This is a genomic window from Microcoleus anatoxicus (assembly GCF_042465725.1).
GTDB lineage: Bacteria > Cyanobacteriota > Cyanobacteriia > Cyanobacteriales > Microcoleaceae > Microcoleus > Microcoleus anatoxicus.
The window spans coordinates 6051970-6066548 of sequence record NZ_CP120853.1 but is presented as its reverse complement, the minus strand read 5'-3'; the positions used below and the strand labels follow the sequence as shown (position 1 = coordinate 6066548).

Annotated in this window: 12 protein-coding genes and 2 pseudogenes; 7 read left to right on the top strand and 7 right to left on the bottom strand. The window is 43.7% G+C overall.

The window, feature by feature from the left end:
* Positions 1-84 precede the first annotated feature (84 nt).
* Positions 85-2172, top strand: coding sequence for a diguanylate cyclase (locus P2A85_RS26375; RefSeq protein ID WP_377476300.1), 2088 nt, complete (start codon positions 85-87; stop codon positions 2170-2172).
* A gap of 59 nt (positions 2173-2231) precedes the next feature.
* Here the strand turns inward: P2A85_RS26375 and P2A85_RS26370 are convergent, their stop codons facing one another.
* Entirely contained in the window at positions 2232-3311 is a 1080-nt protein-coding gene (locus P2A85_RS26370) for a M23 family metallopeptidase (protein ID WP_377476298.1), read from the bottom strand.
* 163 nt (positions 3312-3474) lie between these two features.
* On the opposite strand from P2A85_RS26370, the gene P2A85_RS26365 reads away from it, so the two are divergent.
* A complete protein-coding gene (locus P2A85_RS26365) occupies positions 3475-4173 on the top strand; it encodes a phosphatase PAP2 family protein (RefSeq protein ID WP_377476296.1) in 699 nt (232 codons plus the stop codon).
* Between the two features lie 39 nt (positions 4174-4212).
* Here the strand turns inward: P2A85_RS26365 and P2A85_RS26360 are convergent, their stop codons facing one another.
* A complete protein-coding gene (locus tag P2A85_RS26360) occupies positions 4213-5094 on the bottom strand; it encodes an aspartoacylase (protein ID WP_377476294.1) in 882 nt (293 codons plus the stop codon).
* A 188-nt stretch (positions 5095-5282) separates the two neighbouring features.
* On the opposite strand from P2A85_RS26360, the gene P2A85_RS26355 reads away from it, so the two are divergent.
* Positions 5283-5795 carry a dihydrofolate reductase family protein gene (locus tag P2A85_RS26355; RefSeq protein ID WP_377476292.1) on the top strand — a complete coding sequence of 171 codons (513 nt, stop codon included), beginning with the start codon at positions 5283-5285 and terminating at the stop codon, positions 5793-5795.
* Between the two features lie 369 nt (positions 5796-6164).
* Here the strand turns inward: P2A85_RS26355 and P2A85_RS26350 are convergent.
* Positions 6165-6512, bottom strand: a pseudogene (locus tag P2A85_RS26350) (MgtC/SapB family protein); the annotation flags it as partial.
* 117 nt (positions 6513-6629) lie between these two features.
* Between P2A85_RS26350 and P2A85_RS26345 the strand changes: the two are divergent.
* The gene (locus P2A85_RS26345; RefSeq protein WP_377476290.1) at positions 6630-7955 is read left to right on the top strand and encodes an RNA-guided endonuclease InsQ/TnpB family protein; all 1326 of its coding nucleotides are present in this window, start codon (positions 6630-6632) and stop codon (positions 7953-7955) included.
* 67 nt (positions 7956-8022) lie between these two features.
* Here the strand turns inward: P2A85_RS26345 and P2A85_RS26340 are convergent, their stop codons facing one another.
* Both P2A85_RS26340 and P2A85_RS26335 read right to left on the bottom strand, forming a co-directional pair.
* Entirely contained in the window at positions 8023-8679 is a 657-nt protein-coding gene (locus P2A85_RS26340; RefSeq protein WP_377476288.1) for a hypothetical protein, read from the bottom strand.
* A 224-nt stretch (positions 8680-8903) separates the two neighbouring features.
* Complete coding sequence (locus tag P2A85_RS26335) at positions 8904-9869, bottom strand: N-acetylglucosamine kinase (protein WP_377476286.1); 966 nt, start codon at positions 9867-9869, stop codon at positions 8904-8906.
* 181 nt (positions 9870-10050) lie between these two features.
* On the opposite strand from P2A85_RS26335, the gene P2A85_RS26330 reads away from it, so the two are divergent.
* Complete coding sequence (locus P2A85_RS26330; RefSeq protein ID WP_377476284.1) at positions 10051-10269, top strand: hypothetical protein; 219 nt, start codon at positions 10051-10053, stop codon at positions 10267-10269.
* Here the strand turns inward: P2A85_RS26330 and P2A85_RS26325 are convergent.
* The gene (locus tag P2A85_RS26325) at positions 10264-11700 is read right to left on the bottom strand and encodes an RNA-guided endonuclease InsQ/TnpB family protein (RefSeq protein WP_377476282.1); all 1437 of its coding nucleotides are present in this window, start codon (positions 11698-11700) and stop codon (positions 10264-10266) included. The genes P2A85_RS26330 and P2A85_RS26325 overlap by 6 nt on opposite strands.
* A 110-nt stretch (positions 11701-11810) precedes the next feature.
* Between P2A85_RS26325 and P2A85_RS26320 the strand changes: the two are divergent.
* Together P2A85_RS26320 and P2A85_RS26315 are read left to right on the top strand one after the other, a co-directional pair.
* A pseudogene (locus P2A85_RS26320) lies at positions 11811-12543 on the top strand (NAD(P)-dependent oxidoreductase); the annotation flags it as partial.
* Positions 12544-12611: 68 nt separating this feature from the next.
* Positions 12612-13049, top strand: coding sequence for a CAAD domain-containing protein (locus P2A85_RS26315; protein ID WP_377476280.1), 438 nt, complete (start codon positions 12612-12614; stop codon positions 13047-13049).
* Between the two features lie 23 nt (positions 13050-13072).
* Here the strand turns inward: P2A85_RS26315 and aroA are convergent, their stop codons facing one another.
* Complete coding sequence (gene aroA / locus P2A85_RS26310; protein ID WP_377476278.1) at positions 13073-14428, bottom strand: 3-phosphoshikimate 1-carboxyvinyltransferase; 1356 nt, start codon at positions 14426-14428, stop codon at positions 13073-13075.
* Positions 14429-14579 lie beyond the last annotated feature (151 nt).

The window sequence follows — 14579 nt, the reverse complement described above, 5'->3', positions numbered from 1 at the left end:
GTAAAAATGGCATAAATAAAGTAGCCGTTCGACCCCAAATAAATCCCCATCCCACCTTGGAAATAGATACTCAAACATAACGAAATGCAACCTAAATTAAGCGTACATATCACCCCCAGAAGTGTTAACAATCTTCTTGACAAGTTGTTATCATTGCGTCGCATTGAATACCTCGCAGTAGATCGAGAGCTTAAAATTCAAGAAGCATCTTTGAACGTCCAAGAATTTGCTGAAATTCCAGAGGGAATCGAACAAGGAAAAGATGTGCGTGATAGTTTTCCCGAACTAATCGGCATCGAAGAAATCCTCGATGATATTCTTGAACAAAAACAGCCAAATTTTCAACTAAAATCAATCACCAGAATTTCAACAGATGGATCTATTTTGTATCTAGATTTGTATGTTTTTGGTTATAAAGAAAATTTTAAACCTGAGAGATTAATTATTTTATGCGAAGACGTAACAGATAGTACCAGTATGCAGCAAATCATGGTGCAATCAGTAAATGAAAGCAGCATCGAAGTTACTAATCTAGCTACATCCCGCGATTATATTGAACAGATTCTGAATTCAATCAATGATATTTTGTTAGTGACAACAGCATCGGGAAAAATAAAAAAAGTTAATAAATCTACCCAATTATTATTTGGATACACCGAAGCAGAATTAATTGGTAAACCAATTTCAATGATTACGGCCAACGAAGAATTATTACGTCAAGTAAGTCAGTTACCTGCGGAACTTAAAAACGAATCGTGGCATCAGGTGAAAGTAATATGCCAAACTAAAGCAGCTTTAAGCTTGACAGTGGCTTTTTCCTGCTCTACCATCGAGACCAGGGTAGAAAGCAAACATTCAGCAAGTGAAACCCTACAAGATTTTGTCTATATTGGCAGAGATATTACCGAACAACAACGAACAAAAAAGCGTCAAGCAGCACAGTATGCAGTAGCTAGAATCATGTCAGAATCTGGTACTTTAGAGAGTGCGACTCCGAAAATTTTGCAAGCTATCTGTGAAAGTTTAGGATGGGATCTTGGTGAACTGTGGACGCCTGTGGATGAAAAAGAGACTAAATTAGATGGGGAAAATCCACAGCAAAAAGTCAGATTTTTGTTTGCAACACCAGACACTCCTGTGGAAAAAGTGCCGTTTCTACTGCGAGTGGGAGTATGGTGGCGGGGTACAGATGTCGGCGAGTTTGTGGAAAATTGTCAGCAGATAACTCTCCCTCCTGGTGTGGGCTTACCCGGAGTGGTTTGGAACACTGGTTATCCGCAGTGGATTACTGATATTCTCAAAGATGGCAATTTTATGAGATCCCACTTAGCATCAAAAGCCAAACTAACTTCGGCTTTTGGTTTCCCAATTCGTGCTAGTGGTCAAATTGTAGGAGTAATGACTTTTTTTTGTCAAAAGAAACAGCCATCAGATGAAGACTTACTTCAGATGATGGCCGCCATTGGTTCCCAATTGGGACAGTTTGTCAAGCGCAAATATGCCGAAAAAGAACTGCAAGAAGCCGAAGCTTCCATCAGACTGTTATACGAACAGGAAAAACGCCAAAGTAAAAAATTGGTTCAGCAAAATTTAGCCCTAGAAAAGACTAAATTAGAGTTAGAAGCTGCTAACCGGGCCCTACAGCGACTCGCCTCTGTAGATGGTTTGACTCAGATTGCTAATCGTCGCTGTTTTGACAAAACATTACAGTCGGAATGGTTGCGGATGGCCAGAAATCAAGAACCCCTAGCTTTGATTTTGTTGGATATAGATTTTTTTAAACTTTATAACGACCATTACGGGCATCAAGGCGGAGATGAATGTTTAAAAAAAGTGGCGGAAATTTTAGAGCGTAATGCTCATCGCGGAGGCGATTTATCTGCTAGGTACGGTGGTGAAGAATTTGCAGTAATTTTGTCCCAGACTGACGCTAAAGGAGCAATGCGGGTAGCGGAATCTATTCGCAACGATTTGAAAATGGAGGCAATTCCTCACCAACTCTCCAAGGTAAGTCAGTTTGTAACTGCCAGTATGGGGATAGCTAGTGCAGTTCCTAGTGCTGAACTATCTGTGGAGTGGCTGATTGGGGAAGCAGATCGATCGCTCTACCAAGCTAAACTAGAAGGACGCGATCGCATAATTTATCTAAATCCTGAAATTTTTGATAATTAGTCAGGTTGCGGAGGTAGTGAAAAAGCGCTTCTACCTGGGAAATTTGATATGACTTCTACTTAACGCAATTCGACTTCTCTATTCACTTGCGTCAAAACTCGATCGCCCCGCATTAAGCGATATTCCGCCCGCCAAACTCCGGGAGTCAGAGGAGAAGTGGGACTATTTCTTTTGCCGACAAAACCCAACCAAGTGCGACTGGGGGCTTTGATTTCGTTGGTGGTGTTGACGATGGTTTGACCATTGGGAGCAAATAGTTGATATTGTTCCCGATCGCCTTTTAGGACTCCATAACTATGGACCCAAAATAACAAAGCAGAGCTATTTAGAGGTAGTTTAGTTTCGGAAAATTGTCCTTGCCAAAGAGCGTTTTCGTCCGGTGACTTGCCCGCAAAACCGGCGCGAATTAAACCTGTAGGAGTATAGTCCACAGGCCGATCCCAAATTGGATTTCTGGCAATATTGCAGCCCAATTTAGCATCGGCGCCAACAAAGGGATCTACAGCTTTACCTTGATAGCGAAAAGTGATGTGTACGTGGGGAAAAGACGCCATCCCAGAGTTTCCCACCATCCCCAGCACAGCGCCTTTGGCAACTTGCGCCCCTGGTTTGACGGCCACACTACCTTGGCGGAGATGGCAATATTGGGCTTCCCAACCGCCACCGTGATCGATTACCATGCCGTTCCCACATTCAGTACCTGCGACGTTGGTTTTGTCTGTATCGTTCTCTAAACGTTTATCTACCACACCATCTCGCACCCGCAAAACTTTGCCGGCGGCGGAGGCGATAACTGGGACTCCTTTTGCCATTGCTTTGGCGTCGGGAATGCCGAAGTCCGTACCATCGTGGCCGTTGTAGGTTTGGCGTCCGCACCCAAAATCAACGGCGGCTGGGCTCGGATCGCGATCGAAATACTGCAAAATAAAGCAATCTTTGCCCAGGGTACAGTCGATGGGTTGACCAAATTGGGGAATGTTGGGCTTTTGGGCCACTGCGGTGGAGACTAGATTTTGGGCGATGGTGTTGGCTGCGATTAGGGATGTATTGACTGCGTTTTGCATACCACAGCTAGAGATAGTTGTCAACCCCAAAGCCAGGAAAATTGCCGAAATCTGTTTGTTTGAGAGTAAAGTCATTGGCCGATGGTTGCTAAAAGCTGAGGTGGGTAGTCCCAAAAATCAATTAATTGTTCAAAATATAGTGAATCGAGAATATAGACGGTCGATCGGGTATTTTCGTTTCCTAGATTTGTTGTATTATTGTCTATCTGGGATTAGTGATTTTTAATTAGTTAAATGAATGCGCTCTAGAATTCGATCGCTCATTTCAATCATTCGGTTGGCCGGACTTGCTATCGCTGGTTTGGCGCTGTGGGGATTTGCCACCCTCGCCAAGGAAGTTCTGGAAAAAGAAACTTATGCTTTCGATACCTCTATCTTACTCACTCTGAAGGAATTGCACACTCCACTGCGCGATCGAATAATGATCGGCTTTACATTTTTGGGGGAACCGAATTTGTTACTAGCGCTGTGTGTGAGTTTGGTGATTATTTTGTGGACTATCCAACATCGATCCGAAGCCACCACTATTGCTATGGCTGGTGCCGGAGCGGTGGGTTTAAACCTACTGTTAAAAAAAGTTTTTGCTCGCGCTCGGCCTCAACTTTGGGAGCGTGCAGTAGACGTTAGATTTTACAGTTTTCCTAGCGGACACGCGATGGTGTCAATGGTTATTTATGGTTTGCTAGGATATTTTTTGGGCTCCCGCTTTCCGAAACAGCGCTGGTGGATTTACATTTTAACAATTCTATTAGTTGCGGTTATTGGTTTGAGTCGGCTTTATCTAGGAGTTCACTGGCCTACGGATATCATTGCAGGTTATACGGCTGGTTTGGTGTGGCTGATAGCCTGCATTATGAGTCTGGAAGTATGGAAACAATCTCGCTCATCATTTCCTGCTTCTACAGAAGAATTTTTTGACCAAAATTCCTCTCAATAAATTACCGATGAGCAATCATCAATAACTCATAACAAATAACTAATAACCAACCCTTTGCTTTTGAGTTAAATACATCGCAATCCCTTTCTCGTAGTAAGCAGCTTCGTTAATAAACACTGGATATACCGTCGATATACCTTCATATAAAATCTCATCGCCGTCAAAGGTCAAAAACATCGGATCGCCTGGATGCAGCGGTTGATAATCTCTGAATTGCAGTCGAGGATGAATCATTGCCTGAATTTCTCCCAACTCATTTCTGGGATAGTCGATAGTCTGAATTTTTTCATAAATTGTGAGGGGATTTTCTGCGGGAGGGATTTTTCCCTGATTATATAGTTCTACATAGTCTAAAATTGTGCCAATAATCTCCTCAGTTTGCTGAAATAAACTGCCATCCAATATCCCTTGAGCCACCGGACCAACTTCCAGGGTAAATCCTAACGGGGAAATCGATCGCAACACAGAGCTATCTTGATTGTGTCTTCCCGAAACCAGTACCTTAATGTTGGGAGCAACAGATGTTAAATGAGCAGTTAACTCCAGATTAAATGGATGCTGGCTATCCAGAATAAATGTGATACCCATGTTGGCGGTGGTATTGTGCAAATCGATAATTAAATCGGGATTATCCGTATTGTTTGAGCCAAACATTTGGTAGATTTCTTTGGCTCGTAGTGCTTCGTAAGTCGAGAGATGATAATTTTCTAAATCCTGTCGTAAAAAACAACGATTGAGGTCGATATCGATGTAACGTTTGCCAATTTTGCACGCTTTGGGATTGGCTAGCATGGCAACAGTTTTAAAATTCGAGCGTGCTATTAAATTGGGCGATCGCTCAAATTTATTCACTAGGTAAATTCCTGTGAGTTCGTTGCCGTGGGTCCCTCCAATCACTGCAACACGGTTAATTTTTTTCATAAATAAGTAGCTTCCTTTTTCAACGGCAACTCTTGGGCTACAAGTAATTTCGATTAAAATGAATAATGTCTCAATCTTTATATTAACTTACCTTGTAGTATATGTCCAATATTTTGTTAATCACAGGGAGGTTATGGTGTGGAAGAACACAAAACCGCTATAATATTTATATAGAGTTCGGTATAGTCATGCGTAAAATTATACTATTCATTGCATCTAGTTTAGACGGTTATATCGCCAGACGCCAGGGCGAGATTGACTGGCTGTTTACTGACCAAAACTATGGTTATACTGATTTTTTAAATAGCATCGATACAATTCTCATGGGGCGAAAAACTTACGAGCAAGTTTTAACTTTTGGCGAGTATCCCTATCAGGAAAAAAAGAGTTATGTTTTAACTAAGAATATTAATTTTCAAACAGAACATGATGTCACTCCTGTAGCAGATGTAGATAATCTTGTCAAGGAGTTGCGACGGCTTGAGGGCAAAAATATTTGGTTAGTTGGAGGCTCTCTACTGATTCGCAATTGTCTGGAAAAAAAATTGATAAACGAGCTGATTCTTTCGGTCCATCCAATTGTTTTGGGCGAAGGCATTCCTTTATTTGCCACTCCCACAACTGCTACAAATTTGCAGCTAACTGGATGTCAAACCTACAGTTCCGGTCTCGTACAGTTATTCTACGATGTTGTAGGATAGAGGTGATGCCCTAGCATAGAGACTAAATCGTGAAATGTGTTGCCTTTGTCCTTTTATTAATATTATTTTTCTGGGTCGCGCTGCCAGCTAAGGCATCTGTATGCCGCAATTACAACGGACAGCAGATTTGTATTATCGATCTCAAACGCAGCGCCAAAAACTATTGGGAATACAGGGCTATTTTGAGTATTGATGGAGTGAAAAAGCCTAGGGAAATTTACAACTGTCGTAGTCGCAGCACTGTAAAAAAAGATGGTAAACTTGTGCCGTTTGGTCAAAAATATTCTGGTCAAATGATATGCAGTTTTTTTCACAACCAATAGACACCTAGGGACGGACAAACCTGTTTTTTTGAGATATGTTTTAGTGCTATTTGTGGCGTTCTAGTTTTTTAATAAACCTCAGAACGAACAGCGATAGTAAAGCGCCTATTAAGGCAAGTTCCCACAAGCCACAGCCTGCCGCACTCCCCAAAGCTGCGGACACCCAAATAGCGGCCGCGGATGTGAGTCCGTGAACTTCTACTTCACCTATTTCTTGTTTAGATTATCGCAGGATTTCTCCCCCTCCCAAAAAGCCAACCCCGGCGGCAATACCTTGAATTACACGCTCTATGGCATCTCGTACATTTTCATTTTTACCAAGTGCTAAGGGGATTAAAACAAACAGTGCAGAACCCATACTGACTAACATATGTGTTCTCAAGCCGGCTGGTTTGTGTCGGAGTTGACCAAAAAAATGGGATACAAGCCCCGTCCTTCGCTTGACGGCTTTTCTTGATTTCTAATATATTCTTTGATATTATTTAGTTGCAGACCAATTCTAGCACAAGCAATGAAAGCAAGATATCGCTACAGATTTTACCCAAGCAGCCAACAGCAGCATAGCCTAGCTCAAATGTTCGGCTGTGTGCGCGTAGTCTGGAACGATGCTCTTGCCCTGTGCAAACAGTCTGACAAGAAACCAAGTTCGGCAGATTTGCAAAAAATCGTCATTACCCAAGCCAAGAATACTGAAGAAAGGGCTTGGCTAGGGGATGTGTCGTGCATCCCACTACAACAATCAGTTGCCGATTTAGATGTTGCTTTTAAGAACTTTTTCAACTCATGCAAAGGAAAGAGAAAGGGGTCTAAGGTCGGATATCCTAAGTTCAAAAAAAGAACCAACAGCCAGTCGGCACGTTTTCGGGTTGGCGGATTTTCAATCAAAGGTGATGGAGTTTATTTAGCCAAGATTGGAATTGTCAATCCCATCAGGTCGAGAAAGCTACCATCTGAACCTAGTTCGGTCACGGTAATTAAGGACTGTGCAAACCGCTATTTCCTGAGCTTTGTTGTAGAGATTCAACCAATTCAGACTGAAGCTAAAAACCCCAGCATCGGTATCGACTTAGGGATTAAAACCTTTGCGGTGATGAGCAATGGCGAAAAAGCCGAAAGTCCTAGCTATAAAAAGCTAGACCGGAAAGTTTGTAAATTACAACGCAAGTTGGCTCGTCAACCAAAAGATTCCAAAAGACGGAATGTGACTCGCATGAGAATTGCCAAGTTGCACAATCAGATTGGTGACAGCCGAAAAGACTTTCTGCACAAACTGTCAACCAAAGTAATCAACGAAAACCAAGTGATTGTTTTGGAAGATTTAAACGTTTCCGGCCTGGTCAAGAATCGGAAACTTTCGAGGGCTATTAGCCAGCAAGGATGGTACGAATTCCGAACGCTTTGCGAGGCTAAATCAGAGAAGTTTGGCAGAGAGTTTAAGGTCATCAGCCGATGGGAACCTACTAGCCAGATATGTTCAGACTGTGGGTTTAAGTGGGGTAAAATCGATTTATCTATCCGCTCGGTACTTTGCTTAAGTTGCGGCACCGAGCAAGATAGAGATGAAAATGCAGCTAGGAATATAGCTCAAGTCGGGATGGGAAATCGCCACGACTTTAAACGGGCGCAGAGGGACTGTGAGACTACCTCGGTAGCAAGACCCGATGAAGCGTCAAGAATCACCGCTGCTTTAGCGGGGGTGAGTATTTCAAGTTCCCACCCAATAATTCCACCAACTAATAAGGCTAGGCATAACCTGAATAGTATGCCTAGCCAATGTTCGGGAGATAATAAATTTGCGATCGACAATGTTTTACCACTAAAAACTGCTAGGATTTAACCCATCTAAATTGCTTTTTTGGGCAGCCAAGAAGCCCACACCAAAAGAAATTAGAAAGAGTTTGATTTTAGCGCAAGACGATATCCGATCGCAATCTGATTCCCAAATCTGTTTCCGGGCGAATCACTATCACATCCACACTGCGTCGCCCGAACAATACCCCCGCTAAAGCACCGATCCCAGCACCACCCAATACTTCTTCAGTGGCGATGGCTTTGTCGCCGGTAATCCCAGCCAGGGCGGCGGCGGCGGCGGCGCCCAATGCTGCACCTTGGGCGACGGAACCTCCGTTAGCACCTTTTTGAACTTTTTCGGTTCTGGTAATAATGCCAGAATTTCCATCAATCCGATAGCGTTGGCGGCGGTTAACAATTAGTTCTGTAGCCACAAATTGAGTACCCTTTTGATTACCCCTTCTAGCAGGTTGCAGTTGACCGACAATTTCACTACCTGCGGGGATTAAAACTCTACCTTGAGCCGTGCGGATGTCTCGTGCTACTCTTAAAGTTAAAGGTGCGGTTTCATCGGGTGTTACCACAATTTTATCTTTTTCATAGCTCACTGGAATTACACTGCCTGCTGGAATTCTGATACTACTATCCAATTGGGAGTATCTTTGGGCGGTGGCGGGAGTAGCTACCACCAGTGGGACACTGGTTCCTAGGGTAATTCCTAGGGCGAGGATGGCTGCGGTGGTCGATCGCAATGTTTGAGAAGTAATCATATAAATTGTCTCCTTGCTTCGGTTTTGCTTTACTTGGTAATGCACAACTGCTAAACTTTTTCTGATTTCCCGTTCCTTTGATAGTTTAATGATGACAGGTGGGAATTCCTCAAGTTGGGAAGATAAGGTAGATAATCAAAAGTTTTAAAAATTCAAAAAATCGATCGACTCAGGAAATTTTAGAAGTTTGGGAAGATAAGGAAGATACACTCAAGACTCAACATTCAATGGTTAAGAGTATTTAAGGCTAACAAGCCGGCACCAAAAGCTGGTTCATGTCGGGGTGCAATTACTTGGGCGTTAGGGGCGATCGCACTTATAGCAGTTTCAAACCGACTCTGGCAATTTCCATCGCCACCCCACACACCTCCGATTAGGACAATTTCAAATTCTTCTGTTTGGTTAAACAGCCCTGAAATTACTGTTTTTGTCGCTAAAACTAATTCCGCCACTGCACTATCCATAATGCCCTCAGCTATACGATCGCCCTCTGTGGCGGCGCGATCGACAATGGGTGCTAAAGCAGCAATTTCCTTCACTCCCCAACCGCGTCGGTAAACGACTTCTACCAAGTCTTCCAGATTTTTTAGGCCTAAATGTATTTGAAAATTCTCTGCAAGTGTGGTATAAACTTGCCGTCCATCGTAGAACCTCAAAGCAGCTTGCAAACCCTGAATGGCGATGTTGTAGGCGCTACCTTCATCCCCTAAAATATATCCCCAACCCCCGACTCGTTTAGTTTTTCCGTGGCGGTTTTGTCCATAAACAATCGATCCTGTACCGGAAATCACGACTAGACCGACTGGATGGCCCGTACCGCCCACCAGTGCGATCGCGCTATCGCTAGAAATTATAATATTTCTGGGCCCGAAAGACCGAGTAACGGGTAAATTAGGAGTCAACTGCAAGTTCTGTACTAAAAATTGCAGGATTTCCACGTCTTTCGGACGTCCGACTCCTGCTAATCCCAGACAAATTGCTTCTATTTTTAGATGGCTATCGGGGTTGATGTTAGCGGAAATTACAGCTTGTTCGATCGCCAATTGAATCGATTGTTTGGCTGACTCAATTCCCAGTGTTTGATAATTTGATGGCCCTGCTTCGCCGCGCCCCAAAACCACCTGATTTTCATCCATCAACAGACAAATAGTCTTAGTACCACCGCCATCTATGCCAAATACGTAACTCATGCCAAAATTATCCCTCAAGCGGGCAAAAAAAACACTCGAATTTGAATCGAAACATAATATTATAACATTTTTTTTAGTTGCTCTTAAAATACATAATTCAAATTTGCTAATTGTATAATTTCTGGTGTACAGTTAATTTGGAAAAAATTGCTAAATATTCCCATAATTTCGGGCAAAAATCATGAAAGTCGGCGTATTCAGTACCAAATCCTACGATCGCACATTTCTGGAAGCAGCCAATGTCGATGACCAACACGACTTAGTTTTTTTTGAACCGCGTCTAACCATGGAAACAAGCGTTTTGGCGACAGGATTACCCGCTATCTGCGCCTTCGTCAACGACCAATTAGATGCCAAAACAGTGACATACTCCCACATCAAATCTGAGTACAGATTATGATGTGGGCTTCTTAACAGCCCGATGAAGGGTATGTAAGATTTCCTTCTGGTACGCTTTATCCATAGTTCCTACTATAGAAAGATTCCCACTAGGGCGTTTTATACTGGGGAAAATGTCCAACCCCAGTCTTTTTAGGTTAATCGCAGCATTAAGATCGCGATCTACCATCAAAGAATTTTGCTCATCCCAATACTCTCGAATATTGCAGTCGGTGAAAACCATTTCATTCCGATAACACAGAAGCATTGAGGTGTAAGCAGGTTTTTGTGAAACGACGACTGCCCCAGTTTTTTCTCCTATGTAGCTCAGCGTCGTAAAAAATTGCCCAAAAGCTGCATCCAGCCAGGATTTATTCAATCCAGATTTAGCGGATTGCCCATTGGGTAAATATTTCCCATCCTCATCTTGTTTAACCTTGTTTCTTTTAGTTAAACCTTTGAGGTTTAAGTCTTCATGGAAGAAGAACTTAGCTCCCGTTCTGACTAATTTGTGAGCTGTTTTATAATGAAAGTCTTGGCGAGAACGTGCAATCTTTTGATGCTGTCTCGCCTCTTTTTTTGCCAACTTTCGTCGGGCTTTAGACCTTCTTTTTCGTTGATTCCGCTTCAGGGAAATGCGGTCTAATTTAGCTTGATTCTTTCGGAGTGGCTTGAGGGAAGGTAATTTCTCACCCTCAGATGTCGCTAGATAAACATCTTCGTGTAACACTGCATCTAAACCGATTGAATTCTCCCAAGTGGGAGCAATTTTATCCGGTGTCAATTCAGGCACAGAAGTGTCTTCAAGTATTAATTGGAGGAACCAACCGTCGGCTTTCCTAGTGACACTCACTTGTTTAATGGTTAAACCATCGGGGATGACACGGTGCATCCGCACCTTTATTACCCCTAGTTTTGGCAATCGAATGTAAATCCAATTCTTGCGAATTAATTTAATCCAATCGTCCCTAGCCGTTGCCAAAGTCATTGTTCGGTAGTCGGCTTCAGTTTTGAATCTGGGTCTACCCGATCGCCCACCTTTGCTGTCACCGACAATAAACCTCTCAAAAGCTCGTTCGACTCGTTTGGAAACGTCTTGCAGAATCGTTGAATCGACTTGCTTAAAGTCTAATAACTCACCACTATGAAAGACTTTAACCAAATCTTTTTTGAGAATGGGTAACTGTTGTTTTTGGCAGTAGTAGTTAGGCTTTTCTCTGGGAGCCGCAATACTGGTTTTTAAGGGACAAGCATTGATAGCAGTACGGTTCATTTCCCACCAATCAAAACGATCTCCCAATTGGCGATTGTACCAATAACGGCAAATTCTGAGCCATTGGTTGAGAGCTAGCTTTTGATTAGTGTCGGGATAGAACTTGTACTGATATGTCGCCTTCATTGAATTGCCGTTTTTTGTTAGTATTATTTTACCAGGATTTGTTGGTCTCGTCATCCATCCGCCCACTCCTCAAAGCTATGCTTTGAGATTGTGAACAGATGGAATCCTCACCTCACACGCCTTTCATCCCACACTAACCGAGGCGGTATAGTGTGGGGATTCCGATCGCCCAAACAGGTGTCCGCTTAATCGCCCTGAGATCCGCCGGCTTCAATCACGTCGATTTAGCAGCAGCCCGCGACTTAGAATTTACTCTCCTGAGATTACCCGCCTATTCTCCCTTTTCCGTCGCCTCACACGCCGTCGCCCTGATTTTATCCCTCAACCGCAAAATCCACCGCGCCTACAACCGCGTCCGGGAAAACAATTTCGCCCTAGAAGGGCTGTTGGGCTTCGATCTTCACGGACGAACTGTCGGAATCGTTGGTACTGGGAAAATTGGCGCACTTACCGCCAAAATTCTGCACGGATTTGGATGTCGCCTCACAGGATACGATGTTTCCCAAAACCCGGATTGTCTAGGGATGGGGATGGAATATCTCTCGCTTCCAGAACTATTTGCTACTTCCGATATTGTCAGTCTCCATTGTCCGCTGCTACCAGAAACCTACCACCTGATCGACGCAGCAGCCGTCCATCAGATGAAAGAAGGCGTGATGCTGGTTAATACCAGTCGCGGTCAGTTGATTGACACCACAGCCGTAACTCAAGGACTGAAGTCTGGTAAAATCGGATACCTGGGCTTAGATGTTTACGAACAAGAGAGCGACCTGTTTTTTGATGATTTGTCAAATCAAGTAATTCAAGACTTCTCCCACAGAAACCGAGTCAGCAGGATTAAAGGAGTTTCTGCGTCAGTCCTTTTTACTTGCAATTTGTGAAACTTTGCTGTACTAATTACCGGATAATTAGACGACAGCAATTCTCAGGTTGCAATACAACTTAACAAGTGAGGAAAGTATCAAATGACACAAGATAATTTTGCCGAGGAAACAAAAACAATCACTGAAGTCACCAAAATCGACATGGTAATTGAGAAACCAGGTGCGATCGCGAAAATCGAAACTCCAGAAACCACCGCAGGACAGTTCCAAGACATTAAAGACCAAGTTTTGACTATTTTGTCAGAACTGCCAGCCTATATATCCAATTTTTTCGCCGAATATCAAAAGCCGATCGTCACCGTGGGTTTAATTTTGACAGGTGCCGTAAGTGTCAAAGTAACCCTGGCTGTACTCAATGCTTTGAATGAGGTGCCTTTGGTAGCCCCAACTTTTGAATTGATCGGCATTGGATATGCAGGTTGGTTTGTTTACCGCTATTTACTCAAAGCTTCCGATCGCCAAGAATTGCTAGCAGAAATAGAATCTTTAAAAGAACAAGTTGTCGGCAAAGATTCTTAAAGAGAGTGGTTAGTGGTTATTTGTCAATTTGGATGGCAAATTTGTTGCAAAGTAGCGGTAAAATCTGGGTAGGAAATAGCCGCAGCTTCGGCTCGATGAATATTAGTAGTACCCCTGGCATTCAGGGCTGCGATCGCTAAACTCATCGCGATTCTATGGTCTGTGTAACTATCAACATCAGCGCCGGTCAAAGAAGTTCCTCCGGTAATTTCTAAACCGTCGGGTAACTCGGTAATTTGAGCACCCATGCGGTTGAGTTCCGCAGCAGTCACAGCTAGCCGATCGCTCTCTTTGACTCGCAACTCGGCCGCATCCCGAATAATGGTTGTACCAGATGCAAAAGTTGCCGCTACTGCCAAAATCGGAATTTCGTCAATCAGTCGGGGAATTAAGTCACCAGCAATGGTGCATCCCCGCAACTGGGCGGAACTCTTCACCAAAATATCGGCTACCGGTTCCCCAGCCGCCACCCGCTGATTTTGCAGTTCAATGTGAGCTCCCATCATTTCTAAAGCTTCCAAAATGCCTGTACGAGTTGGGTTGACACCGACATTTTCCACTACTAACTCGGAACCAGGGACGATCGCCCCAGCAACTAACCAAAAAGCCGCCGAACTGATATCTCCTGGTACAATTACTTTCTGCCCTTGGAGTTGAGCAGAACCTGTTACTGTAACGCTGCAAGTTTCAGGATCTACCGTTAATTTGGCTCCAAAAGCTTGCAACATCCGTTCGCTATGATCTCGTGACAAAGCCGGTTCAGTAACAGTAGTTTCTCCCTCCGCCATCAAACCGGCCAGTAGAATACAAGATTTAACTTGAGCCGAGGCGATGGGGGAATGGTAGTGAATCCCTTTTAATTGCTGTCCAAGTACCGCTAAAGGTGCTAGAGAATTATTGCGTCGCCCCCAAATTTGTGCTCCCATTTGTTGCAGCGGTTTAATGACACGGGACATGGGGCGCGATCGCAGGGAACTGTCCCCCGTCACCGCAAAAAAACGCCCTGGATGAGAGGCTAAAATCCCCAACATCAGCCGCATCGTCGTGCCCGAATTACCCGCATCCAAGACTTCCACAGGCTCCTCTAATGCACCAATTCCCACACCCTCGACTGTGACCAACTCCGTGTTTAGTTCCGAAACTTTCGCTCCCAGGAGTGAGAAACATTTAGCAGTGCTCCGGGGGTCTTCTCCCAGCAGCAGGCCCTCAATAGTTGTTTCACCGTGGGCGATCGCACCCAACATCAAAGCTCGGTGAGAAATTGATTTATCGCCCGGAATCCGAATCCGACCTTGTAGCGACCAGCCAGAGGCGGGTTTTTGAATGCTTAAAGTTTGACTTTCGCCGGTTTGGGTAGTGGTTATAATGGCAGCTTGCATTGAGATAAACTGTGATGAGATGGCGTTAGTTATCCTAGCGTCTTCCTAGTCAATAGTCAGTAATGTACACAAAAAAACCAAATATTACGAAAAATTTACAATCTCTATCCGTGTATTTACGTAAGCTTACAAACTTTTAACTTTTGAATGA